Genomic DNA, 24,915 nt, shown 5'->3' on the forward strand with positions numbered 1-24,915 from the left:
GGCATGAGCAGCTCCACCCCAAGTGCAACTTAGCAATATCATACTAAGGCGCATGCAATGTTTAATGAGAAATTACCAGCGTCTTTTACCGCTATCTAAACGTTAAAGAGGTAGTGTATTCGTTCTATACCCTGCTGCTAGTAACGTGACAATTTTATACGTTCAACGCTGTGCTTTACGGGTTTTCCCTGCACGCGAAGGCGGCTGACAAATACCACACACATAATCATGTGTCGGACTATGAGCATGGGCAACAAAGCGACCTTCACATCTTGTACAAGTCGTTAGCTGCAACAAATCACTTTCAAAAAAGCGCACCAACGTCCAAGCACGAGTAAGCCCCAGCACCGGCTCCACGCCTTCCAGTGAAATCTGCTCCTCGTACAGTCGATAAGCCTTAACGAAGGCGTCGATGCGCTCGCAGCCAGCGCCTTTCAGCAGCCCGACATAAATGTTGTAGAAGAACGAGGAGTGCACGTTGGGCAGCCAAGTGACGAACCAATCCGCAGAGAATGGCAGCATCCCTTTCGGTGGAGACATACCACGCACTTCCTTGTAGAGCTTAATCAACCGGGTACGGCTAAGCTCTGTTTCTGTCTCCAGCACCTGTAGCCGTGCACCCAACTCAATCAGCTCAATGGCCAGCTGCACTTGGTGCATCTCATCAACCAAGCTCTTCTGGCTCACTCCGACTCTCCCGACGACAAAGACTCCAAGGGCTCGCAAGCCGAAAGCAGTGATGCATGTAACCCAGATAACCCTTGATCTCTGGGGTTTTCTAAAATTTCGCGCAAACGTCGCCCACTCGAATGGCTAAATCGGCAGACTAACTGGTTGCTGCGCGCCAGCTTAGTGAGTTGCCAGGCATTCAGTGATACCAATAAATCGGCAAGTTCGCTGTCTATTTTCAGGCGAAACATAGCTGCTTCGCGATCCTCGCTCAGCAAACGCTGCGCAAGAAGCAAGTACGCTAAGTTAATTTCTTGAATTTCATCGAGAAAGCTTGTTTGACTCATAGTGTCCCATCGAACGACACAGGCGCGACATTGTGACCGTTATACTGGCGCCATTGATGACTTTTTTCTTTACCCAGCACCATGGTTGCATACAGCGCTTATATTGGCTACTTGAGCGTTTCACGATGACTTATCCCATTCTCAGATAGCTCAAACACCCAAACAAGCAGCTCAGCGACCACTTGATATAGGCTCGCCGGGATCTCGGCATCCAAATCTAACTGCATGAGCAGCGCCACAAGCTCTGGTGCATCGTGAACATAAATACCCTGGCGTTGGGCTTCGGCCATAATTCGCTCAGCCAGCTCACCATACCCTTTGGCTACTACACGTGGAGCCTGCTCCCCTTCTTGATACGCAAGTGCAACCGCTTGCCGTCGCCGATCACCCGATGTCATCATGATGGCGCTCCAATGTTACATACCTAGCCTTGATCTGAACTTTATGAAAATCAAGGGCGTTTAAACGCTGCTCCAATGAGCTAACCCCTTCCTCAAGACGCTGGTGCGTGCCAGCATTATCAGTGGTCAAATCAATACTCAGCGTCTTTTGATGAAGCCATAGTGCAACGCTGAAGCTACCTAAGTTAGGCACATCAAGCTGCATTTCGGAGCGCCAGCTCTCCTCCGCACCCTCCTCTTCCGATGAACCTCCTTGCCCCCCTTCACGCCCAGGCAGGTTGATCACTAACGCCATAAAAATCCCAGCCCACACATCACCTTCCCAGCGGAGCGTTGGCATCACCAACATCTCCAACTGCTGACGCACCAACCCCTGTAAGCTCTCATGAACGACCTCTCGTGAGCCACGGCTAAGCGCTTCCGGCTCGCTGGCAGTCGGCAATGTCAACGAGGCTGGATTAATCTCTCGACGCTCCGCAGCAGCTGGCGTCGGCGAAGTCGAGGCCGGGAGCATGACAACAGGGCGCTCTAAGAGCAGTTTATTATCGCCATTCATAGGCACTAGGGGCGTATTAGGCAAAATACCGGGGGTGGCGCTTGAGCGTAAAGCGGCTATTGAGGGGGTTGTGGCTAATACCGCAGAAGCAAAATTTGGTAAAAAAGGAGCAGCCGGGCGAGGCCCAGGTTGCATTTGTGGTTCACGCAGTAGTTGCTGGAGTGGAGTTTCACCTTGAAACCAACGCTTCAGGTGGGACTCATAAAATAATCCACTATCGCGGATGCTTGCTTCTAAACGACTTGCCAGCACTTGCGCCGATGGTGCGTCTTGAGCCGACATAAGCGGGGCCTGAGGCTTCATTACCGCTGGAGGTGCCGGGAAACGCAGTAATACATCCGCAATCGTGCGAGCAGCAGGGCTGAAGTGTGTCTGTGTTGAGGTGGGTGCGCCATCACCAGTGGGAGGACTTCCAGGCTGAGACTGACGCGCCCCCTCAGACGCACCTGGCAACCGCTTTAGGTCACCAAGCAGGGGAGCAAGCGGACGGCCATCCAACCCTGCATCGCCTTGCAAGGCACGTGGCCCCTCCCCCGGTAAAACTGGCTGTACTGGCGCATTTAATACACGCTGAGAGGACACCTCTCCCTGGCGCCCAAGCACTTGATGTAAGAGGGTATCAATAAGCGGCGTAATGCCACTCACGATGCCCCCTTATTCTGAGAAGCATCGACATCAAAGGCGCTATAAGCTCCCTGCTGGGGAGCATAAGCTCGGTGCAGGTCCCGCTGGCGCTGGGTGACGCCAATCAGCCTGCCAAGCTCATCGCGTCGTGCCACCAGGCGGCGACGAATCTCCACATCATGCTCTAAGATATGTTCTATTAACTCTGTTTTACGCTGCTTACCTGCAGCGTCAAGCATGACGTGTGCATCCAGCTCACGGAGCTCTTCTACGAGCATCACATAATTACTGCGTTGCTCGATCAACTCGGCCCACTGTTCAGCATCTGCAAGCTCATGCATGTCATTCACACGCACCAACAGCTTTTCGTATGCATCGAGCAGCGTTTGCTGAGAAATATCACGAACTGCTTCGGGAGCTGCCATGCCTGCCTCACGCACTCTGCTGTTGACCGATTTCACGCCATGCTGAGGCGATATCCTCAAGTAACCGCTCAGCTTGGTTGAGGCTCTCTTCGTCGTTTCGCAAGTTAGCTGTTAACAGCAAGCGGGCGATATAATCGTAAAGTGAGGCGAGCCTCTCTGCAATGACACCCCCTTGCTCTTGATCAAGGGCGGCCGCTAAACCGTTATTAACAATATCCAACGCTTTGGAAATTGACTTGCCTTTTTCAGCTCGGTTGCCAGCTTGCATATGGATTCGCGCTGCGCGGATTGCCGCCTGAGCGCCATCAAATAGCATCACGATCAGTTGGTGAGGATCAGCTGACATGACACCACTTTCGACACCGACACGGGCATAAGCATTAGCGCCTCGTCCGTTAGCGGTGCCACCGCGAGTGTAGGTCATTAGTGGGCACTCCTTTATAGGGTGTAACAACAGCTAGGGCAAAAAGCCAGTCGTGCTGTTCATCATTCAAGGTTGAGCATATATGCTCAGCTATTAAATATATCGGCGAAGCCACAGCAGACTTTAATGCCTGATTACTTTTTAATTTAGCTGCTTGCCTGAATTCGGCGTCCTATGTAGAAACCGCCACTTCTCTGACAGGCTTGCCTAGTCGCTCAAAAACATCGCCACGCAAAACACTCCCTAAATTATCGCGCATTGGCGGCTCGGCTGCTTGGGCCAGCACCACCTCTGCTGGCGCCCCACTATCATCAAGGCGCAAAATCCAGGCAAGCTGATCACTAGAGAAAAGCGCTAACGACCCCACCGGCAGGACCTTGAAATGTTCGACATAACGCCTCATCCAATGGCGATCAAACTGATGCGGATGAGCCAGCAAGTGGCGGTAAATTTGCTGCGCCGTGCGGGCCGGGCGATCTGGGCGATCTCGCCGCATCGCCTCAACAACGTCAACCACTGCACTGGCTTTCGCCAACTCGTTAATATCATCCCCGGTGATTCCTGCCGGATAGCCACTACCATCAAGCCGCTCGTTGATCCCCCCAATGACCGCTTGCGCCACCGTAGCAGACAGCCATTGGCAGGTATGTAGCCGAGCCATCAAGAGGGAAACATGCTCACTTAATGCCTGCCGATGTGTCGCTTCAAAATTGGGCGCTTTGAACACGACCTGAGGAATAAGCGCCTTACCCAAATCATGCACCAGCCCGCTGGCAACGATCGCCTTGCGCACATCCCGCGGCATATTGGCTCCTACTAAATCCAGCAAATGGACTGCAACAGCAATCCCGTGCCTTACCAGCAGCGGCTCTAAAGACAAACAGCGGGAGGCAAACAGCAGTCCCTCTCGATCTTCTTCATGCAGCATCAGTAAGCGGTCCGCATTACGAGAGAGCTGCCTTGAATCAATATCACTGCCTTGCTGAAGCATGAGCAACTGTGCATCAAGATAAGCAGCTACCTTAACCAAACGCCTTGCCATCGGTGTGGCATAGCGGCGTATATCGCGCCGTCCTATGTGCTCAGTATCTGGAGTGCGCTTGCCCGGCTGCTCAAACAGAGGCGATGGCTGCCGCTCCTCCTGCGCCTCCTTTTTATAGCGCGCCGCTTCACGCTCAATCTCGCAGACAAAATACCAAATCTGCCGTTCCTGCTCGGAAGTGCACCCTGCAAAGCGAAAGCCAACGCGTAGCATGTGCCGCTCGGGATCAGTTTTCTGATGGCGGGCAACGCCATTCACTTCAAAGTAAGTGCCGTTTGGAAAGGTAAACGCAAGTTTGAGCGAGTATTGCGTTTCAGCCAAAACACCGCTTGCTGTTAATGGCAACTCAAGCTGGCACCCATCCTGGGAGAGGTCACGGAGCTCCCCCTGGGCACTCTCACCACTCTCACCAACAACCAGTGCAGACACCACCATTCCCATGCGCAATTCAGCACGATATGACTCGCGTCGTTGCAGCACTTCGACCGAACTTGGGTAATTACTACAACAAAGAAAACGACCACCAGAACGACGGGTCTCCGTCAAAGATAACAGCGGTGTCCGCACCACTTTTCCCTGTGACTGACCCCGCAAAAAAAATTGCTCTCCCTGCTGTAAACGACTTAGCAGGTAGTCAACCGATGACAGATCCATTACCAGCGTTTCGCCCGCGTGCTGCTCCATCAAGACCACTGGCTCTGGACGCGCATCAGGAGTGGCCAAGCAGAGAGTCACCCCACCGCTCTCTATCATAGTATTCAGAAGAGAGCTGATTACCGATGGGCTAGTGACGCTCTCGTACTCATCTTGTTGGACTGCCATGCGTGCCTCGCTTTCCCCAGACGCGTTATACGTTAACGCTCATCACAAAGCAGCAGAGCATAACAGAAGCCTTTATCGAGCCGCATGTCCGCCATAGGACTCATAACACTTTTCTTTTCATCTATAGTAAAAGGATAAAGTTTGTGACAAACGCGCCGATAGATTGAAAAAGAGGCTCATCACCAGACGGTAAACGGCCTCAATGCCTTTACTCGGTTACGTTGCCTAGCCCCCGGCGGGCTTATTTAATAGAGGAACGTTGTACATGAGCCCACTATCCATTGACTCAGCCACACCAGCAATAACAGCCGCTTTATCGCAGGAACGCTCTACGCGCCCCGCTATCGATCCCCTACCTCCAGCCACCCCAAGCGGCGATGAAGCAGCAGCAGATGGCAATAAGGCCACAAAAGAAGCGCTTGTTGAACCGATACAGCGCATTAACGATGTCATGCGTCCCCGTGGGTTGGAATTTGATATTAGCGAACAATCGGCTCGCATCATTACAAGGGTCATTGATCGAGAAACGGGTGACGTCATACGTCAAATACCAGCAGAAGAAGCGCTGCTACTGGCCGAGCGGCTAGAAGAACTGCAAGGAAAACTGATCTCTCTTAAAGCATAGAAACCAAGCGAACGCTGCGGGCGCCTTGAAAAGCGATAACGTACCAGCCTAAGCGTTCGCCTTCCCACTACCCACCCAGCTAGCCGCATAACTACTTTACGCCCCCTATACCTGCATATTCATCACATCACGATAGGCAGTTACTAGGCGGTTGCGCACTTGCATGCCCATTTGAAAGGCCACACTGGCTTTTTGCATATCTACCATCACATCGTTTAACTCAATGTTTGGCTCGCCTGCCTGAAACGCCATCGCCCTGGTACTAGCCGCTTGCTGCAACCGATTAATTCGCTGTATAGAGGACTGCAGCTCACTTCCAAAGCCACCTTGACCAACAGCGGTTGCCACATGCTCCCCTTTAATAGGCTGAGCCGCTTGTGCCGCTAGCCCCTGCATCTGTTGCAGCGCAGACTGTATAGAAGGTGAACTCATACTCAGGCCTCATTTTTGCGGAAAATCAATTAGTACAAAAAGCCTACCATTGGTAGGAGTAGCGTCATACGTACAAATGAGTATAAAAAGCCAAGCTTTTCGTTCATTTATGGTCGACACACCCCCGGATAATGGCGTTCATCACAATTCCGCTTCATTTTTTTAGCGGATAACCGCGATTGACGGATATAGCCTATGCCTTCTTTGGTGATGCGCCTGGGCCGACACCCGTTTTGCCTGCCCTTCTGGAGGGACGCATGAGCGAAACTGGTGCTACGGCAGGCCGTCAAAACAGCACGACACCAAACGCCTCTCGCAGTGGAGCGGCGGAAAACGAATCCAGCAACCCCTCTGCCTTGGCGCGCACCATGAAACAGCTGCGCGGCAATCCGTTAGTGGTTGTATTGATTGCGGCAGCGGCCTCTATCGCCGTTGTGGCTGCTTTATTTATGTGGGCTAGCAGCCCAGAGTACCGTGTGCTTTACAGCAACCTGAGCGAAGCGGATGGCGGACGAATTATTTCGGAGCTTGATAGCCGCGGCGTACCCTATCAGTTTAGCCGGGGGGGCCAGGCACTGCTGGTGCCCGGCGAGCAGGTGCATACACTTAGGCTCCAGTTAGCTGAGCAAGGCTTGCCCCGCGGTGGCAACCTTGGCCTAGAGCTTATGGAAACCCAAGCTTTTGGGATTAGCCAATTTGCTGAGCAGGTGAACTTTCAGCGTGGCCTGGAAGGCGAGCTTTCACGCTCTATCGAATCACTAGGCCCCGTCGAAAGTGTGCGCGTGCATCTATCGATGGCAAAGCCGTCCGTCTTTATCCGTGACCGCGAACCTGCCAAAGCCTCTGTGGTGTTGAATCTCTTGCCAGGTCGCGTCCTTGGCGAGGGGCAAGTTAGCGCCATTGTGCACATGGTATCCAGCAGTGTGCCTGAGCTTGCTGCTGAAGATGTGACGGTGGTTGATCAGAACGGCCGCCTACTCACTGCCAATAGCGCCCAGGGTAATGACCTGGATGGTACGCAGTTAGCATACATCAGCGAAGTGGAGCGCTCCTATCAGCAGCGTATTGAGAACATTCTTTCGCCCATTGTTGGCAGCAACAATGTTCGCGCCCAGGTAGCGGCACAGATCGATTTTTCACGCCGCGAGCAAACCTCCGAGCGTTACAGCCCAAACCAAGCGCCTAACGAATCAGCAGTCCGCAGCCGTCAGCTTAGCCTCTCTTACGATGGCGAAGATCCATTGGCCACCGGCATTCCTGGGGCGTTAAGCAATACTCCTCCCGGGGTAGCCCCCTCCCCCATCAACCAGCTAGACCCGGAAGAGGGTGATGTTGCGGACGATGCAGGTACCGAACCAGGCGCTTTGCGCAACCTGCGCCAAGAAGATGTCGTTAATTACGAAGTAGATCGTAGTATTGAGCATATTCAGCACCGCCTTGGCCAGATACAACGCCTCTCAGCGGCGGTTGTTGTTAACTTTCGCGACGTCACTAATGAAGAAGGTGAGGTTGAACAGGTCGCGCTCAGCGATGAAGAGATCGCCCAAATTGAGCGTTTGGTGCAACAAGCAATGGGGTTTTCGGATCTGCGCGGCGATCAAGTGGAAGTGGTTAACACCCCCTTCGCTGGCGATGATGATACCCGCGTCGAACCGGTCTGGTGGCAACATCCCGACAACCTAGCGATAGCTGCCAATTTGGGGCGCTACTTACTAGTTGCGCTAGCCGCATTGCTACTCTACCTGCTGATTTTGCGCCCATTAATCAAACGCTACACCCAGCCGCCCGTGATGGCCGCTGCTGTGCCTGGAAGCACGTTGAGCACCCGTGTTGGTAGCGACGAAGATGACCAGGAAAGCGAGGCTGAAGGCGAGGGCGATGATGAGGCCACCTATAGCAACAAGCCCAAGCGCCGTCGCAAAACGTCGCTTTACGAACACAATCTTAACGACCTGCGAGAAATGGCCCAAGAAGACCCCCGTATGGTCGCGATGATTATTCGCAGCTGGATGAACGCTAATGACTAGCATTGCTGAAATGGGTGGCGCGCGTAAAAGCGCCATTCTCCTGCTGGCACTGGATGAAGACAGCGCCGCCGAGGTCTTCAAGTTCCTCAGCGCCAGCGAAGTGCAAGAGATCAGTACCGAAATGGCACGGCTTCACCAAGTTTCGCATGAAGACATGAAAGCCGTGCTGGAAGCGTTCCACCGTGAAACCGAAGAGTTCGTGGCGCTGAACCTCAACTCGAGCGAGCACATTCGCTCGGTGCTGACCAAAGCGCTCGGCAGTGAGCGGGCTACCAGCCTCATCGAAGACATTCTCGAAACCACGGGCGAAAACTCAGGTATCGATGCCCTGAACCTGATGGAAGCGTCCATGGTCTCCGAGCTCATCCGCGACGAGCACCCGCAGATCATTGCCACCATTCTGGTACACCTGGACCGCCATCAGGCGGCCGATATTCTCGAGCTGTTCGAAGAGAAACTGCGCAACGATGTCGTCCTACGGATTGCGACGTTCAGTGGCGTACAGCCGGCGGCTCTCCAAGAGCTCACCGAGGTACTCACCAGCATGCTCGACGGTCAAAACCTCAAGCGCAGCAAGATGGGCGGCGTAAGAACGGCAGCAGAGATCCTCAATTTGATGAACTCTGCTCAGGAAGAGGTGGCCATCGAAACCGTCCGCTCGCACAGCGAAGACCTTGCCCAGAAGATCATCGACGAGATGTTCCTATTCGAGAACCTACTCGACCTGGACAACCGCGCGATTCAGATGGTACTTCAGGAAGTGGAGACCAACTCGCTGGTGGTGGCGCTCAAAGGCGCTCAAGATGCCCTGGTGGACAAATTCCTACGCAACATGTCGCAGCGCGCCGCCGACTTGGTTCGCGAAGACATGGAGGCTCGCGGCCCTATCCGCATCTCGCAAGTGGAAACCGAGCAGAAAGCGATTCTACAAATTGTGCGGCGCTTAGCGGATTCCGGAGAGATCGTCCTGGCGGGCGGAGACGACGAGTATGTCTAATACTCATTCGCCTGAATTTGATCGCCACGGCGAGTGGCGACGCTGGCAAATGGATGAGCTGGTAACGCCTGCTAGTGATAAATCTCCACAAAATGCCTCAGGCCCCACGGCTCACCAGCGCAAAGTGGAAGCTGCCCAACGCGCCGCCGCAGAAGCAAGGGCACGCGAGGAAAAACAGCGGCAAGAGGTTTATGAGCAACTTCGCCAAGCAGCCGAAGAAGAAGGCTATCAAGCGGGCCTGAAACGCGGGCACGAAGAGGGCCTTACTAAAGGCCTGAGCGAGGGACGCGACCAAGCAGCCGAAGAGCTTAAAGAGCAAATTCGTCAAACGGTCGCACCGCTAGGATCATTGGCAAAGCAGTTTTCAGATGCCCTTGAGCGTCTTGATGACACAATCGCCCATGATCTTGCTGAACTTGCCCTGGCAACAGGCAAACAGCTAGCAGGAGACGCGCTAACTGAGCATCCTGAGCATATTTTGTCCATCGTTCGCGAGCTGCTGCATACCGAGCCACCGTTAGTCGGCAAACAGCGTTTATGGCTTAACCCAAACGACCACGACTTGGTTGAAGAGCATCTTGGTGGCGAGCTAGAGGCTGCTGGCTGGGTACTGCAACCCGACGATCAGTTGGCCCGTGGCGGCTGTCGCGTTACCAGTGCCCAAGGCGAACTGGACGCGACGTTTGAGAGCCGCTGGCAAAATATTAATGCACAACTGCGCAAACGACATAGCAACAACGCGACGCCGTCCGAGTAACGCGATGAATCACTCCACTTGCCCTCACCAACACCGCTGGCGTAAGACACTGCAGCGCACCAGCCAGCGTGTGAGCCGACTCCCCCACTACCGAACCAGTGGGCGGGTTGTGCGCGCGACAGGCATGGTGATTGAGGTGGTTGGCTTACGAGTGGCGGTAGGTAGCGCTTGCCACATTGAACTGCCAGGAGCAGATGGCCGGCTAAACGATAGCCACAAGCATGCAGAAGCTGAAGTCGTCGGCTTTTCCGGTGAAAAGCTGTTCTTAATGCCGCTAGAAGAAATCTCTGGCCTGATGCCAGGAGCACGGGTTACCCCTCTTGTTGATGGCAATGGCCACAGTGCCCGGCGCTTCCCGATCGGTGACGAGCTACTCGGGCGAGTCTTGGATGGCAATGGCAATCCGCTCGATGATCGTGAAGGCGTGGAGGAAGCTCCCCGCACGACGCTCCAATCTCGGCCGCTCAATCCGCTGTCACGTGCGCCCATCGAATCACAAATCGATGTTGGCATTCGCGCCATCAATGCACTGCTCAGCGTGGGTCGTGGCCAGCGCATGGGGCTATTCGCAGGTTCCGGCGTGGGTAAATCGGTTCTGCTGGGCATGATGGCGCGCTATACCCAAGCCGATGTGATCGTGGTGGGCTTGATTGGCGAGCGTGGTCGCGAAGTACAGGATTTTATTGACAATATCTTGGGGCCAGAAGGGCGCCGACGCGCTGTTGTTGTCGCCGCCCCTGCGGACACCTCGCCGCTGCAACGCTTGCAAGGGGCCGCTTATGCCACACGTATCGCCGAAGGGTTTCGGGACTCTGGCCGCAACGTGCTGCTGATAATGGACTCCCTAACACGCTATGCCATGGCACAGCGAGAGATCGCGTTAGCTATTGGCGAACCCCCTGCCACTAAAGGGTATCCGCCCTCCGTCTTTGCCAAGCTACCCGGCTTGGTAGAGCGGGCGGGCAATGCTGAGCGAGGCGGTGGCTCCATTACCGCGTTCTACACCGTACTAACTGAAGGCGATGACCAGCAGGACCCGATCGCTGACTCCGCCAGGGCCATTTTGGATGGTCATATCGTCCTGTCGCGGACGCTGGCAGAAGCCGGGCACTATCCTGCTATTGATATAGAAGCCTCTATCAGCCGTGCAATGACCGCCATCGTGACGCAGGAGCAGCAGCAAAAAGCGCGTACCTTTAAACAGATTTTTTCACGCTATCAGCGTAACCGCGACCTGATCAGCGTAGGGGCCTACAGCCCAGGTCATGACCCGCGGCTGGATGAAGCGGTGAATCGCTTCCCAGCCTTAGAGCGGTTTCTTCAACAGAACATTGATGAGTGTGCAACGGTTGAGGAGTCCTACCAAGCCCTGCACACGGTAGTGGGAGGCTAAATGAGTCATAACCAGCTTGATATGCTGACGGACCTGGCCCGTGATGCTCGTGACCAAGCAGGAAAACTGCTGGCCCAAGAGCGTCAAACCCAACAGCAAACGGAAGCCCAGCTGCAGTCACTCAACCGCTACCGAGTAGAGTATGCGGAGCGTTTGCAGCACGCCATGCGTGACGGCATTGACCCCGCTACCATGTATAATTATCAGCAGTTCTTAGCCTCGTTGGATGCCGCCCTTGTGCGTGCTAGGCAAGCACTGACTGCACAGCAAAAACGCGTACAACAGAGCCAGCAGCATTGGCAACAAGAGCAGCGCAAGCTCTCTTCTTACGATACACTGGCCTCACGTAGGCTATTAGAAGAGCATCGCCGCCAAGCGCGTTACGAGCAAAAAGCAACCGATGACTTTGTCACTAGTCGTGTAGCTCGCCAACAGTCTGATAAACCACTTTAGCGCCGGGTCAGGAAGCCTATCCATGAATATTCAACTGTTACTTTCTGCGAACCCCAGCCAGGGCAGTGGCGCATCAGCCTCACAAGCGACGGAGGCTCAAGGCTTTCCCACTGGGCTATTCCGCCAAGCCATGCTGCAGGCGACAGACCCCCAACGCCCAATGGGCGCACTTTCTAATGCTCCATCCCCCGATGGAGAACAGGCGCTGCGTGATTTTACCTCGCTCCTAGAATCGCTGGGTATTGAGCTCAATCAAGAGGAGATTGCAGAGCTTTTTGCTCAGCTACAAACGGCTGAACAAGGCACCCCAGAACCGCTAATAGCATTAGCTGCAGCGGCGGCTACCGACAACACGTTAGACATGCCATCACCTGCTCTACAGGAAATTTCCAGTCGGCTGACATTAGTCGCTGCCTTTACTGATGACGCTGGCCTACCGTCCCCCACTACTACCCAAACAACGTCTGTCGCCGCTATCGCCGAACAGTTAGCGATTGGCAAAAAAGACGCGATAGCTCTCATCAATGCTTACCAACAGCTATCGGGTAGCACAGGACCTAATGGGTCTGCTCAGCGCCCTGAAACGCTCAGCCAGCAAATAGCAGCGCTTTCACTGGGTAATGCTGCTAATACAGATACGAGCACTCAGCAGACAACCTCAAATACGCTTGCCGCACCAACCATGCAAACAATGGCCACCAGTGTGCACGTCAGCAGTGAAGCCATGGCTAGCGCTCTGGCCTCTGGAGAAGCAGCAGCGCGCATTAGCGGCAGTAACGAGCTAGCATTTAACCTGCCTAGCGCTAACGCCGCACCACAGCCTATTGCTGCAGCAACGGGAGCCTCACTGCCCTCCTCTATCGGCACCCCTGTCTCTCACCCCGCCTGGCCGTCACAGCTAGGTCAACAGCTCGTTCAGCTTATCCAGCGAGGGGGGGAGCAGCATGTTCAAATGAAACTACATCCTGCTGAGCTTGGGCCACTTTCTATCTCGTTAAAAATGACAGAACACGGCGCACAAGCTCAATTTTTATCCGCTCACGCTCAGGTTCGGCAAGTGATTGAACAAGCGATTCCTCAACTGCGTGAAGCACTGGCGGAACAAGGAATTTCACTAAGTGACACATCAGTGGGTGAGCAAGGCTTTTCTAATCAACAGGAAGCGTTTGCTCAGCACAGCACAGGCTCAAGCGCTGGTGGTGAAAGCGGGGTCACTAGCGTTGAGGGTGAAACCGGGACGCCTGTACCTGTGGGTTCCTCCATCGCACTCGATGGACGTGTGGACCTTTATGCTTAAAGCATAGCCACGCTATAAGTATGGTTTAATTGTGAGCACCGTGTTAACTAGCTAAACCAAAAGATAGGCTCTCCAAGAGAGCCTGTTCGTTTCTTCATTACCACCCGCGTTAGGCATAATGCTTGGCTAGCGTCATGTGCGAACATCATGGGAACAACGATGGCAGAATCAAGCGGCGGATCTAAAAAACTGCTCTGGGTAATGATCATTCTCGTACTGCTTTCCTCTGCAGGGGCAGCAGCGGCTATTTATCTAGTGCTGGATCAGCGCAACAGCAGCGACAGTGGCGAAGCTCAACAGCAAACGGTCGAGCTTACCCCCCCTGTGTTTACACGCATTGAGCCACTCACTGTTAATTTAGCTGATGACCGCTATGGTTCACGCCTGCTCTATACGGGTATTACGCTGCGAGTGGGTAACGAACAGAGTAAAACAATTATCGAAGAGCATATGCCGCAAGTGCGCAGCCGCTTACTAATTCTGTTATCGGGCAAACAAGCCAACGAACTCACCTCGACAGAGGGGAAAGAGGAGCTGGCTCAGGCAATTATTAGTCGTTTGAACGTACCCCTCACCGAAAATCAGCCCCCCCTAGATCTAAGGGAAGTGCTGTTTACCGAATTTATTGTGCAATAACCTCGGGAACTGGAGCCGTTCATGTCACAGGACGATCTACTGTCCCAGGAAGAAATTGACGCCTTACTAAAGGGTGTCAGTGGAGACGAAGAGCCCTCTCCGGCGTCGTCCAAGTCTCAGGACGAAACAAAAATTCGCCCGTATGACCCGTCGACTCAACATCGGGTCATACGCGAACGTCTGCATGCGCTTGATTTTATTAACGAGCGTTTTGCTCGTTATTTCCGCAACGGGCTATTTAACCTAATTCGTCGCAGCTCAGACATCACTGTCGAGTCCGTGCGCTATCAAAGCTTTAGCGACTTCTCACGTAACGTTCCGGTGCCGACCAACCTCAACATCGTGTCGATGAAGCCGATGCGGGGCTCTGCATTGGTGGTATTTCCACCAAATCTCGTGTTTATGGTAGTAGACAACCTGTTCGGTGGAGACGGGCGATTCGTTACGAAATCAGATGGGCGCGAATTTACCAATACCGAACAACGTATTATCCAGCGCCTGCTCAATCTTGCGATTGATGCCTATCAAGAAGCTTGGAAGGTAGTATACCCGATAGATGTCCACTTCCTACGCTCCGAAGTCCAGTCTAAATTCGCCAATATTACTAATTCACCTAATGAGATTGTGGTCAATACCAAGTTCAATATTGAGGTAGGCAACCTATCCAGTAGCTTTCAGATTTGCATGCCCTACGCAATGATTGAGCCGCTGCGCGATCTATTGGTTAACCCGATTAACGATAGCAATCATGACAGTGATGGCTCTTGGTCACGTCGCATGGCCAGCGAGCTGCGCCAATCTGAAGTTGAGTTGGTCGCTGACTTTGCGCAGATTCCGAGTCGAATTGCTCACGTCATGGGGCTAAAAAAGGGGGATGTTCTGCCGATGGACATTCCCAGTACGATCACCGCCAGCGTTGACGGCGTCCCTGTGATGGAGTGTGAATACGGCAGTCAACGCCAGCAGCGCGCCCTGCGTGTTGTGCGTATGATCGACCATGCTGCTATGAATAACGTATCGTCCAAGGACTTTATTAAAGGTTCAACGCGACAGAAAGCCAAGGAACCCAAAGCATGACTGACCCTAATAAACCCGATCAAAAAGTCTCTGATGACGATTGGGCGGAAGCCATGTCTGAGCAAGAAGAGCCGTCGTCTAGTGCTGATGCCGCAAGCGATGATGATGACCCCTGGGCAGCTGCCATGGCAGAGCAGGAGGCTGCAGAGCAGGCCGATACGGAAGATGAGCCTGAATCAGAGGCACCTCAAGCCAAGCCAGCCAGCGACGATGTATTTCGCCCGCTGAGCGCAGAAAAAAGTGCGACTCCCTCCCGTGATCTTGAGATGATCATGGATATTCCGGTTAAGCTTACCGTTGAGTTAGGGCGCACCAAACTGACGATTAAGCAGCTATTAGAGCTCGCTCAAGGATCTGTCATTGAGCTGGAGGGGTTAGCGGGTGAGCCAATGGATATCCTGATCAATGGCTACCTAATTGCTCAGGGGGAAGTAGTAGTTATCGAAGATAAATACGGTATCCGTATTACTGAGATTATTACACCATCCGAGCGCATTCATAAACTAAACCGATGAGTGTTGCGACCTCTAGTGCGCAAGCCCCCCTTGAGGCATTAAGTGGCGGTGATGCATTAATCGGCATGGCGGCATTAGGCAAAACAGCCGCCGCACTAGCGTTGGTGATTGCCATTATTTTGCTGTGTACATCGCTGCTCAAACGCTGGCAGCATCATCGCTATGACCATGGTGCACGTTTACGCATCGTAGGTACCACCGCAGTAGGCAATCGCGAGCGAATTGTGGTTGTCGAAATTGAAGACACATGGCTCGTTCTGGGCGTTAGTGGTGGCCGCATAAGTAAACTACACGAACGTCCAGCGCCTACTGATCGTACATCATCCACTCCCCCCCGTTCGCCGACCCGCTTCTCACAGCGTTTAGCTAACGCTATAGCTAATAGTCGCGGCAAGGGCGACAGTACTTCCTCAGACTCTCAGCATACCTCATGAAATACGCTCAGCATTTTGCCTGGCTCTATTCGCGTCACTGGTGGCTGATGAGTATTCTCATCATCGGCTGCCTCGTGGCTTTTCCTAGCCACGCCCAGCAACTACCGGGGTTAGTCTCGCAACCAACGGAAGGTGGTGGTCAGCAGTGGTCTCTCTCTCTACAAACACTGCTGTTCTTAAGCTCGTTGGCGTTCTTGCCAGCAATGCTGCTGATGATGACCAGCTTTACCCGCATCATCATTGTACTCAGCCTGCTAAGGACAGCGATGGGTACTCAGGCTACGCCGCCTAACCAGGTACTGCTGGGGATCGCGCTCTTTTTAACGTTTTTTATTATGTCGCCAGTACTTAACCAGGTATATGACACCGCCTGGGTGCCGTTGACGGATGAGGTGATCAACTTTGAAGAGTTCCTGCTTCGCGCGCAGCTACCTTTCCGAGAGTTTATGCTGGCTCAAACACGGGAGCCAGACCTGGCCCTATTTGTTCGTTTAGCCGATGTGGGCCCCTTGCAAGGGCCAGAAGAACTACCAATGCGCGTCTTGCTACCTGCCTTTGTCACCAGCGAGCTCAAGACGGCCTTTCAAATTGGCTTTACCATCTTTATCCCTTTTTTGATCATTGACCTTGTAGTGGCCAGTACGCTAATGGCGTTGGGGATGATGATGGTTCCACCGATCACTATTTCGCTGCCATTTAAGCTCATGCTTTTTGTATTGGTTGACGGCTGGCAGCTCATTATTGGTTCGTTGGCAGAGAGCTTTTATATGATTTAACGTCGCGGGGCGACGAGGAGCGTAATCATGACACCCGAGATGGTGATGAGCGTCGCTTATCAGGGTATGCGCGTGACACTTTTTCTAGCTGGTCCTATGCTGTTAGCAGCACTATTTACAGGTCTGATTATTAGCCTGTTCCAGGCCGCTACCCAAATAAACGAGATGACGCTGACATTTATCCCGAAAATCTTAGCGGTGTTTGCCGTTCTGGTACTAGCGGGCCCCTGGCTCATCGGCTTAATTACCGACTTCACGACGCGGCTATTTACCAACATACCCGCAATGGTGATGTAGCCTGTGGTTGAAGTAACATTTGCCCAGCTTCAGGGGTGGCTGGTGGCCTTTTTTTGGCCCTTTGTGCGTATTACGGCCTTTATGACAGCGACGCCTTTATGGGGCCACTCCAGCGTTCCCAATCAAGCTAAAGTAGCGCTTGCCGCAGTGATCGCCGTCGTCATTGCTCCCGTTCTCCCACCGATGCCCAGTGTACCGCTCATGTCTTGGGCAGGTCTGGGCATCATCATTGAGCAAATGCTGATCGGTATTGCGATTGGGCTGGTGATGCACATTATGTTTGCCGTTGTCCAAGCGGCCGGTGAGTTTATCGGCCTTCAGATGGGGCTTGCCTTTGCGAGCTTCTTTGACATGTCTAGTGGCACCAACATTATGGTGCTCTCACGCATTCTCTATATGGTCACCCTGCTCATGTTTCTCGCCTTTAATGGCCACCTGATGGTGTTAGAAACACTAGTGATGAGCTTTGAAACACTCCCAATTGGAATTGGCAGCCTTAATCCTAATGCGTTTGAACTACTGGCACGCTACGCAGGTACTATCTTTGCTTCCGGTATGCTGCTCGCTTTGCCTCTGGTAGCCTCGTTGCTCATTATTAATCTGGCGCTAGGCATCCTAAACCGTTCAGCACCGCAGCTAACCGTGTTTAATATTGGCTTTCCTACCTCGCTCACCGTTGGCATAGTGTTGCTCATGGTGCTAATGAGCGATATCGGCAGCTTTCTTCAGCAGCTGTTTAGCCAGGGAATTAGCTTTACGCAAAGCCTGATTGAGACCATGGCGCCCTTGAACTAAAAAGCCTCAGCATCCTGGCTGAGGCTTTCAGTCGACGTTAGGCGCTGAGACGCTACATGAAGTCGAACAACGACATGCCTTTGATATCCACGAACGCTTTTTGAGCCGCCTGCAGGCCTACTTGACGCAGGCTATACTCCGAAATCGCATCAGCGTAGTCCAGATCCACCAAGTCAGAAAGCGTCTGCTCATAATTGAGCATCCGGTTACTACCTACAGCATCCACCACGTCTAGCTCGTTTAGTTTTGCCCCAGCCGAAGCGCGCACTGTTAGAACATTATCAAGGGCATTATCTAGATCTCGCATAGATGTGTTTAGCGTATTGCGCAATTCTGCTTTTTCCGCACCGGTAGTGGCGGGATTTTCTAAAACACGTATTGCTGCTTCCATGGTGCGGAACAGATCCGCAGGGCGCTGCTCACTACCTGACTGGGCAACAAGAATCTCGTCGTCAGGCTCAGCGCTGCCAGTGAGTGTGACATTAATCCCCCCAAAACTAAGCTGCTGACCTTCACCGACATATTCTCCTGTCACCACCAAATCAGCAGGATCTTCCTGCCACTCGCCTTCACTAAAACGCTGCACTTGGTAGCTGACGCCGCTATCCACCGTCGTATCTTCATTAAACACAACACGGTAGCTGTCGCCATATCCAGGGTCATTGACATTACTCACCTGTGGGCCACTAAACGTCACGCTACCAGTATTTCTACCCGGCTCACCCGGAATTGGCTGCCCATCTAAACCGCTCTTCACAGCCTCGGCGACATAGCCTGCACCGCTCGGTACACTTTGGAATATCGAGATACCGTTCTCCGTGACCGGCATTAAACGTGAGGCATCGATACGCTGCTGGCGCGCATTCGCGTCGCCTTTATACTCGATATTACCGTCGCTATTTTTGACGAACGGCGGCGCGTTATCGGCATAGCCACCAAATAAGTAACGTCCGTTACCATCAGTGGCGTTTGCTTGGCCGATCATGGTTTCGTAAATACCTTTTAACTCGCTGGCAATCGATTCTCGGTCAACATCGCTCAAGGTGTCGCTCGACGCCTGGACCAGTCGTGTCTTGGCACTGATGATCGAGTCGCTAATGCTATTGAGGATGCTCTCTGTTTGGGCAAGCGAGTTTCGCGCGGAGACTCGCGAATCGGTATATTGCTGAGTGATTGCTTGAGACTGATCTACCCGTACCGCTCTAGAGGCGGCTTGAGGATCATCGGAAGGATTGACGACCCGACGACCGCTGGCTATTTGCTGACTCACCTTGAGGAAGTCTGACTGCTGGCGGTTGATGGAAGCCGTACTCTGCTCATACATGGTGACCGTACTGATGCGCATCGCTTAGGCTCCCCTTAGTTGCGTAAGTTAAGAATCGTGTCCATGATCGTACCGGCGGTATCGATGACACGGGCGTTGGCTTGATAAAACTGCTGATAGCGAATCAGGTTCGCGGCTTCTTCATCCAAGCTCACGCCGGACTCCGACTGCTGCACCGCACGCAGCTGATCAGTTAAGCCTTGGCGTGCATCAAGATTGACCTGAATAATGTTGGTGCGATTTCCCACATCGCTGACCAGCGCCCCATAAGCGCCACTCAATGAGGCAGAACCACCTACAATATCCTTACTCTGGAGATCTTGGAGCGCTAAGGCATTACGATTGTCGCCTGCAGCAGCGCTCCCTTGCTGAAATGTTAGAGTCCCTTCTGTAGATACATCAGCTAATACAAATGAGACACCATCAATAGTGATTTCATCGTCCTCAGCCAATACAGCGACTGTACCTGCCGAATCTTGAACGACTCCATTAGCATCTAAGCTTAGCGTTACACCGTTAACAAGGATCGGACCAGTATACCCACTGACAGACAAATTTTTATTTTCATTAAGTTCAATTTGTAGTGATTCCGACGTATTGGCAAGCGCATTCTCATAGCGAACATTGCTCACCTCTAGGTCTCCACTCTGCTCAACTAAGCTACCTGCAGCAATTTTATCTAAGTCTGAAACAATGGCTTCCATTCCACCAGCGGCACGTCGTAGTGGTTGAATTTCAAAGCTATCGCCATTTTGGGCAAGATTAATATCGTTGAAATTGACATCAACACCGGCAAAACTTAGAACATTGTCGCTAAATGACCATTCATCCGCCTCTAGCGCCTCACCGGTATCTTTTCTAATCACTTCAAACTCTTCAGTCGATGCATTAATAACACGCACCGTATAGTCGGTTGCTCGTAATGCGCTAGTATTCGCAGAGTCGATCGTAGCACTGACCTCTGCGGATCCCTTATTATCTGTATTATAGTAAGCGTTAGATTGACCAATACTAAAAAACTCTTGGCCCTGCTCACCGTTCAGGTCAACACCTTTTTGGTGTTGCGCATTAAATTCGAGTGCAATAGAAGCCGCCAACTGCCCTATCTGGTTCTGAGTTTTATCTAATGTCTCAGATCGAAAGCTCATTAAGCCACCTAATGAGCCACCTGTAATTAAACCTTCATCTAGGCTGACAAGGTTGCCATTACCACGAGCCCCTTCACGGTAGCCAACGACGATCCGTTGTGGATCATTCGGTGATGTAACAGCTTCGAGTTTATAGGCAGTATCCCCCGTGACGAGCGGCTGCCCATTAGGAAGAGAAAGATTGTAAGTCTTGCCATCTTGAATATTAAGACGCAAGTTCATCTTTTCATTCAACTCGGAGATCAGCTGGTCGCGCTGATTCAGCAAGCTATTTGGTGCCTCACCAAGCTGTGCACGCGAAAGTGCTATTTCACGGTTAATATTAGCAATCTGGCTTGTGGTGTTATTTATTTGGGTAATTTCGTCTTTAATTTGGCCGTTAACGCCTGATTGTAAATCCTGCAGATATCCATCAAACGAACGGAATTGAGCCGTTAGCGTATCCGCAGTGCCAAGCACGCCCTGCCGGGCGGCAGGATCCGAAGGAGCACTTGCTAAATCCTCAAGAGCGGAAAAGAAATTCTGCATCAAAGGAGAGAGACCTGCTTCACGATCTGCAAGCAAGTTATCGATTTGAGAGATTTGCGTATTGTAGGTCTCTAGGGCTGTTGATTGCGACTTGGCATTGTTCAATTGCGCGGCAACGAACGTATTGAACTGACGCTCAATATCTGCAACGCGGACACCGGCATTGTTCCGGCTTTCATTGAGTACCGTAATCTCTCGATTGTAGCCAGGAGTATAGACGTTACTAATGTTGTTGCTCGTTGTATTGAGGGCATTCTGCGCCGCATTGAGGCCGCTTAAGCCGATCGAAAACATGCTCATGGTTCAATTCCTTAGGCCGATTCTCTACTTATCGGCAGTGCGCAGAAAAACTTGAGTAGTTACCTAGCGAGAATCCGCCAACAGGCTACCCGCAGAACTCAGCGGCCCCATCGTATTCATTACCGATACCAGCTTATCGGCATAGCGCGGGTCGGTGGCATAGCCGCCACGCTGTAACTCACGCGCTGCTTGCTCTGCGTTAGACGCCTGCAAAACACCGGCGTAACGCGGATTGTTGCCAATTAGGTTGGCATAATCGGTAAAGGCATGCTCGAACGAGTCGTAGACACGGAAGGTGTCGACGACCTGCGTACGGCGACCGTTCACGTATTCGTGGGTTACGATGTCGGTGGTCTTACCCTGCCACTGGCTACCTGCCTTGATGCCAAACACGTTATAGCTGTTATGCCCCTGCTGGGTCGCGATTTCATGGCGTCCCCAGCCGGTTTCGAGCGCGGCCTGCGCCAAAATGAGTTCAGCAGGCACGCCCGTGGCTGCGCTCGCCGCTTGGGCAGGCATGGCCAGCGTTTGCATGAAACGCGTGACATGGTCATGCCCAGAGGCTGCTGTACGCGGGGCTTCTACAAGCGAAGCGGAAGCGCTGCTGCTCGCTGGCTGTTGCCGAATGGCATCCAACTCATCGTAAAAACGGCCGCTGCCCGACGCGGGAGCCTGGCCACTATCGGGCTGCAGGGGGTTGTCCAGAACGCGCGGTGTGCCGCGGGGAATGCCAGCAATCAGCGCCTGAAGCTCCTGGTCAGAATTGGAGGCTGGCTGCCCCACCACGCCCTGACGATGCAGTTGTTCCACCAACGCATCGGCCAAGCCGATACCCCGGGAAGCCATAACCTGAGACCACTGCTGATCGAGCATGGACTGATAGAAGGTCGTATCGCGACTCTCCAGCAGCCCCGAGGTCGGCGTGGCATCCCGCATGCTTTTGACCATCATCTGAATGAAGAGCGCTTCGAACTGCTGCGCCGCGCCCTGCACGCCCGCTTCAGGATCAACGCGAGCATTATGCTGTAGCCGCTGAAAACCGCTCATATCCAGCGCGAACTGACTGGTCATATCGCCCATGCTCATCAGATGATCTCCAGCTCAGCACGCAAAGAGCCTGATGCTCTTAACGCTTCCAGAATCGACATTAAATCCTGAGGTGTCGCACCTAATGCATTCAGTGCATTCACCACGTCTGCCAAGTCGGCTCCTTCAACAATTTGCAGGTAGGCTTCCTGCTGCTCAATATTGATATCCGCATCAGGCACTACAACGGTTTCACCCTCCCCGAGTGGGTTAGGCTGGCTAACACCAAATTGGGTATCAATCATAATCGACAGATTACCGTGGGCTACTGCAGCTCTACGCAGGGTAACCGCGCTGTTCATAACCACAGAGCCTGTACGTGCATTGAGCACCACTTTGGCGGGCGCCTCAGCTGGTGTTAGCTGAACATTCTCAACCCGAGCCATAAAATTAACCCGAGCGTTGGCATCCATTGGGCCATCGAGGGCAATGACTCGGCCATTGCGTGCATAGGCAACAGACTGGCCGAACTCATTGTTAATTGCCGTTACCATGCGCTGAACGGTGCCAAAATCAGCGTCGTTCAGCTGCAACTCTAGCATCCCACCGTTGCCACCAAGATTGAGCGGCACTTCACGCTCAACAAGAGCCCCGTTCGGAATGCGGCCAGAGGCCTGCTGGTTAATCTGTACGCTACTACCGCCCGCCTGCGCACCGGCGCCGCCCACTAACATATTGCCCTGGGCAATCGCATAGGTATCGCCATCGGCACCTTTCAGTGGCGTCATCAATAGTGTGCCACCACGCAGGCTACGAGCATTGGCAATCGAAGAAACAACGATGTCAAGACGCTGCCCTGGACGGGAGAATGGCGGCAGATCTGCAGTCACCATCACAGCAGCGACGTTGCGCAGCTGAAGGTTGGTTCCAGGCGGAACGGTCACGCCTAACTGCGACAGCATGTTGGTTAAACTTTGGCTGGTGAACGGCGCTTGGGTGGTTTGGTCACCGCTGCCATCTAACCCCACCACCAAGCCATAACCAACAAGCTGGTTATCACGAACACCAGCAAAGCTCGCTAGCTCACGCACCCGCTCGGCGTGTGCTGGCAGCATCACAAAACAGAGAGCCAACAGGGTCGCGAAGCGCGCGGTTGCTTGAATCCGTTGATACACCTTCCACTGCATAGCCATTTCACCAGGTCTCTGTTGTCGAGCTTGTTGACACGCCTAGAACGGCGACACATTCAGGAAAAAGCGCTGCAGCCACCCCATGTGCTGCGCTTCGTTGATATAGCCATCGCCTACGTACTCGATGCGCGCATCGGCCACTTGAGTCGACGGCACGGTGTTTTGCGCGGTAATCGTGCGAGGATTCACGACACCGGAGAAACGAATGAACTCGGTGCCCTGATTGATCGCGATCTGCTTCTCGCCGCGCACGCGCAGGTTCCCGTTATTCATGACTTCCAATACGGACACGGTGATCGTACCGGTAAACGTATTGTTGGCTTGTGAGCCGCCACCGCCTGCAAAGTCACTGGCACCTTCGATATCGAAACCGTACTCCGCCAGCGTATCCAACACGTCGGGTAGCTGGGCCAGGTTAAGACTTGCACTGCCCGAGCGGTTGGCATTGGACTGAGAGTTCTTGCTAGCACTGACTTCTTCATCCAGCACAATGGTCAGAATGTCTCCTATCGTGCGCGGCCGACGATCTTCAAAAAGCGGCTGATAGCCGCGACGCGCCTGATAAATAGAGCCATTAGGAACAGGTGGCGGACGGTCGATGATAGTGATTTGCTCTTGTTCGCCGACGACAGAGGCACGCGGGATTTGCGCGCACCCTGCGGTCAATAACACCAGCAGTGCTAAGCTCGCCATCACGATGCGGCGTAACTTAAAGTTTGATTTCAGCATAGCGCGACCTGTTAAGAAGCCCTGACGAACTTTGACATTAGAGCTGGCTTAGACGCGCTAGCATTTCATCGCTGGTAGAGATAGCACGACTATTGATCTCATAGGCACGCTGCGTTTGGATCATATTGACCATCTCTTCGACGACGTTCACGTTCGATGTCTCCACATATCCCTGGAACAGTCGTCCGGCACCGTTGTTGCCTGGGATGTCTTGATTAGGTGCGCCTGATGCGCCTGTTTCAAGGTAGAGGTTGCCACCAATACTTTCGAGGCCAGCGGGATTAATAAAGGTGCTGAGTGAGATTTGCCCAACTTCTGTATCCGTTGCAATCCCTGGCTGGCGAACGCTGACGATTCCGTCTTCACCAATAGTGACAGAAAGTGCATTCACAGGAAGGAAAATGGCTGGCTCAATTGGGTAACCGTTTGCTGTCACCATCTGACCATTTTCATTGAGTTGAAAGCTACCATCTCGTGTATAACCCGCCGTACCGTCAGGCAGTAACACCTCAAAGAAACCGTTCCCTTCAATGGCCAAGTCACGAGAATTTTGTGTTTCTTCTAGGCTTCCCTGGGTATGTAAACGCTCAGTAGCAACCGCACGCACACCCGTACCTACTTGCATCCCAGACGGTAGCCGGTCCTGAATATTGTTCTGGGCCCCAGGCTGGCGCATATTTTGGTAGAGCAGGTCTTCGAATACCGGGCGCGAACGTTTAAAGCCATTGGTGCCGACGTTCGCCAAGTTGTTCGAAATAACATCTAGTTTGGTTTGCTGAGACTCCAGCCCGGTCTTGGCAGTCCACAAAGACTTAATCATACATATATTCCTTTGGCTGAGTGGCTGCG

General features: G+C 53.1%; 28 protein-coding genes. 14 read left to right on the plus strand and 14 right to left on the minus strand.

All coding sequences use genetic code 11. The annotated features are described in order from the left end of the window. Positions 1–162: 162 nt before the first annotated feature. From flhC to AC13CY_RS17880, 7 genes are all read right to left on the minus strand, one after another. On the minus strand, positions 163–687 hold the full coding sequence (gene flhC, locus AC13CY_RS17850) for a flagellar transcriptional regulator FlhC (RefSeq protein WP_044629565.1): 525 nt from the start codon (positions 685–687) through the stop codon (positions 163–165). Then, the gene (gene flhD / locus AC13CY_RS17855; protein ID WP_044629566.1) at positions 684–1,016 is read right to left on the minus strand and encodes a flagellar transcriptional regulator FlhD; all 333 of its coding nucleotides are present in this window, start codon (positions 1,014–1,016) and stop codon (positions 684–686) included. The genes flhC and flhD overlap by 4 nt, the downstream gene beginning before the upstream one ends. A 107-nt stretch (positions 1,017–1,123) precedes the next feature. Further along, on the minus strand, positions 1,124–1,417 hold the full coding sequence (locus AC13CY_RS17860) for an EscU/YscU/HrcU family type III secretion system export apparatus switch protein (RefSeq protein ID WP_044629567.1): 294 nt from the start codon (positions 1,415–1,417) through the stop codon (positions 1,124–1,126). Further along, on the minus strand, positions 1,401–1,865 hold the full coding sequence (gene fliK / locus AC13CY_RS17865; RefSeq protein WP_483052838.1) for a flagellar hook-length control protein FliK: 465 nt from the start codon (positions 1,863–1,865) through the stop codon (positions 1,401–1,403). The genes AC13CY_RS17860 and fliK overlap by 17 nt, the downstream gene beginning before the upstream one ends. A 749-nt stretch (positions 1,866–2,614) precedes the next feature. Further along, positions 2,615–3,022: a flagellar protein FliT gene (gene fliT / locus AC13CY_RS17870; protein WP_044629569.1), complete on the minus strand. Its 408-nt coding sequence runs from the start codon at positions 3,020–3,022 to the stop codon at positions 2,615–2,617. Between the two features lie 7 nt (positions 3,023–3,029). Then, the gene (fliS, locus tag AC13CY_RS17875; protein WP_044629570.1) at positions 3,030–3,446 is read right to left on the minus strand and encodes a flagellar export chaperone FliS; all 417 of its coding nucleotides are present in this window, start codon (positions 3,444–3,446) and stop codon (positions 3,030–3,032) included. A 172-nt stretch (positions 3,447–3,618) separates the two neighbouring features. Next, a complete protein-coding gene (locus tag AC13CY_RS17880) occupies positions 3,619–5,310 on the minus strand; it encodes an HD domain-containing phosphohydrolase (protein WP_074211204.1) in 1,692 nt (563 codons plus the stop codon). Positions 5,311–5,575: 265 nt separating this feature from the next. Here AC13CY_RS17880 and AC13CY_RS17885 point away from each other — a divergent pair, with 265 nt between their 5' ends. Beyond that, positions 5,576–5,935, plus strand: coding sequence for a flagellar protein FlaG (locus tag AC13CY_RS17885; RefSeq protein ID WP_074211205.1), 360 nt, complete (start codon positions 5,576–5,578; stop codon positions 5,933–5,935). 105 nt (positions 5,936–6,040) lie between these two features. Here AC13CY_RS17885 and fliE read toward each other — a convergent pair whose 3' ends face one another. After that, positions 6,041–6,367: a flagellar hook-basal body complex protein FliE gene (gene fliE, locus AC13CY_RS17890; protein WP_074211206.1), complete on the minus strand. Its 327-nt coding sequence runs from the start codon at positions 6,365–6,367 to the stop codon at positions 6,041–6,043. A 257-nt stretch (positions 6,368–6,624) separates the two neighbouring features. Between fliE and fliF the strand changes: the two genes are divergently transcribed. The 13 genes from fliF to fliR all read left to right on the plus strand — a co-directional run bounded on the left by fliF (position 6,625) and on the right by fliR (position 17,821). Beyond that, positions 6,625–8,394: a flagellar basal-body MS-ring/collar protein FliF gene (gene fliF, locus AC13CY_RS17895; RefSeq protein WP_172515203.1), complete on the plus strand. Its 1,770-nt coding sequence runs from the start codon at positions 6,625–6,627 to the stop codon at positions 8,392–8,394. After that, on the plus strand, positions 8,387–9,391 hold the full coding sequence (gene fliG, locus AC13CY_RS17900) for a flagellar motor switch protein FliG (RefSeq protein ID WP_074211207.1): 1,005 nt from the start codon (positions 8,387–8,389) through the stop codon (positions 9,389–9,391). Before fliF ends, fliG begins: the two co-directional genes overlap by 8 nt. Next, a complete protein-coding gene (locus AC13CY_RS17905; protein WP_044629576.1) occupies positions 9,384–10,148 on the plus strand; it encodes a flagellar assembly protein FliH in 765 nt (254 codons plus the stop codon). The genes fliG and AC13CY_RS17905 overlap by 8 nt, the downstream gene beginning before the upstream one ends. A 4-nt stretch (positions 10,149–10,152) precedes the next feature. After that, positions 10,153–11,541, plus strand: coding sequence for a flagellar protein export ATPase FliI (gene fliI / locus AC13CY_RS17910; protein ID WP_483052839.1), 1,389 nt, complete (start codon positions 10,153–10,155; stop codon positions 11,539–11,541). Further along, the gene (fliJ, locus tag AC13CY_RS17915) at positions 11,542–11,994 is read left to right on the plus strand and encodes a flagellar export protein FliJ (protein WP_044629578.1); all 453 of its coding nucleotides are present in this window, start codon (positions 11,542–11,544) and stop codon (positions 11,992–11,994) included. 22 nt (positions 11,995–12,016) lie between these two features. Then, on the plus strand, positions 12,017–13,291 hold the full coding sequence (locus AC13CY_RS17920) for a flagellar hook-length control protein FliK (protein WP_062360434.1): 1,275 nt from the start codon (positions 12,017–12,019) through the stop codon (positions 13,289–13,291). Between the two features lie 159 nt (positions 13,292–13,450). Next, positions 13,451–13,927: a flagellar basal body-associated protein FliL gene (gene fliL / locus AC13CY_RS17925; protein WP_044629579.1), complete on the plus strand. Its 477-nt coding sequence runs from the start codon at positions 13,451–13,453 to the stop codon at positions 13,925–13,927. 21 nt (positions 13,928–13,948) lie between these two features. After that, on the plus strand, positions 13,949–15,004 hold the full coding sequence (gene fliM, locus AC13CY_RS17930; protein ID WP_044629580.1) for a flagellar motor switch protein FliM: 1,056 nt from the start codon (positions 13,949–13,951) through the stop codon (positions 15,002–15,004). Further along, the gene (gene fliN, locus AC13CY_RS17935) at positions 15,001–15,519 is read left to right on the plus strand and encodes a flagellar motor switch protein FliN (RefSeq protein ID WP_044629581.1); all 519 of its coding nucleotides are present in this window, start codon (positions 15,001–15,003) and stop codon (positions 15,517–15,519) included. Before fliM ends, fliN begins: the two co-directional genes overlap by 4 nt. Further along, positions 15,516–15,953, plus strand: a complete 438-nt coding sequence (gene fliO, locus AC13CY_RS17940; RefSeq protein ID WP_044629582.1) for a flagellar biosynthetic protein FliO — start codon at positions 15,516–15,518, stop codon at positions 15,951–15,953. The genes fliN and fliO overlap by 4 nt, the downstream gene beginning before the upstream one ends. 47 nt (positions 15,954–16,000) lie before the next feature. Beyond that, positions 16,001–16,729 (plus strand): flagellar type III secretion system pore protein FliP, encoded by a 729-nt coding sequence (gene fliP / locus AC13CY_RS17945; protein ID WP_137092845.1) that lies wholly within the window; start codon positions 16,001–16,003, stop codon positions 16,727–16,729. A gap of 27 nt (positions 16,730–16,756) precedes the next feature. Beyond that, positions 16,757–17,026: a flagellar biosynthesis protein FliQ gene (fliQ, locus tag AC13CY_RS17950; RefSeq protein WP_044629584.1), complete on the plus strand. Its 270-nt coding sequence runs from the start codon at positions 16,757–16,759 to the stop codon at positions 17,024–17,026. A 3-nt stretch (positions 17,027–17,029) separates the two neighbouring features. Next, positions 17,030–17,821, plus strand: coding sequence for a flagellar biosynthetic protein FliR (gene fliR, locus AC13CY_RS17955; RefSeq protein WP_474354345.1), 792 nt, complete (start codon positions 17,030–17,032; stop codon positions 17,819–17,821). Positions 17,822–17,873: 52 nt separating this feature from the next. On the opposite strand, the gene flgL is transcribed toward fliR, so the two are convergent. The 6 genes from flgL to flgG all read right to left on the minus strand — a co-directional run bounded on the left by flgL (position 17,874) and on the right by flgG (position 24,886). After that, complete coding sequence (gene flgL, locus AC13CY_RS17960; RefSeq protein WP_483052840.1) at positions 17,874–19,166, minus strand: flagellar hook-associated protein FlgL; 1,293 nt, start codon at positions 19,164–19,166, stop codon at positions 17,874–17,876. Positions 19,167–19,180: 14 nt separating this feature from the next. After that, complete coding sequence (gene flgK / locus AC13CY_RS17965) at positions 19,181–21,121, minus strand: flagellar hook-associated protein FlgK (protein ID WP_483052841.1); 1,941 nt, start codon at positions 21,119–21,121, stop codon at positions 19,181–19,183. 63 nt (positions 21,122–21,184) lie between these two features. Further along, on the minus strand, positions 21,185–22,207 hold the full coding sequence (flgJ, locus tag AC13CY_RS17970; RefSeq protein ID WP_213262471.1) for a flagellar assembly peptidoglycan hydrolase FlgJ: 1,023 nt from the start codon (positions 22,205–22,207) through the stop codon (positions 21,185–21,187). Continuing rightward, positions 22,207–23,262: a flagellar basal body P-ring protein FlgI gene (locus AC13CY_RS17975; protein ID WP_230834973.1), complete on the minus strand. Its 1,056-nt coding sequence runs from the start codon at positions 23,260–23,262 to the stop codon at positions 22,207–22,209. Before AC13CY_RS17975 ends, flgJ begins: the two co-directional genes overlap by 1 nt. A gap of 114 nt (positions 23,263–23,376) precedes the next feature. Beyond that, positions 23,377–24,066, minus strand: coding sequence for a flagellar basal body L-ring protein FlgH (locus AC13CY_RS17980; protein WP_044629589.1), 690 nt, complete (start codon positions 24,064–24,066; stop codon positions 23,377–23,379). A 37-nt stretch (positions 24,067–24,103) separates the two neighbouring features. Then, positions 24,104–24,886, minus strand: coding sequence for a flagellar basal-body rod protein FlgG (flgG, locus tag AC13CY_RS17985; protein ID WP_058576994.1), 783 nt, complete (start codon positions 24,884–24,886; stop codon positions 24,104–24,106). Between the last annotated feature and the right edge of the window lie 29 nt (positions 24,887–24,915).

It is taken from the genome of Vreelandella sp. L-15 (assembly GCF_056857635.1).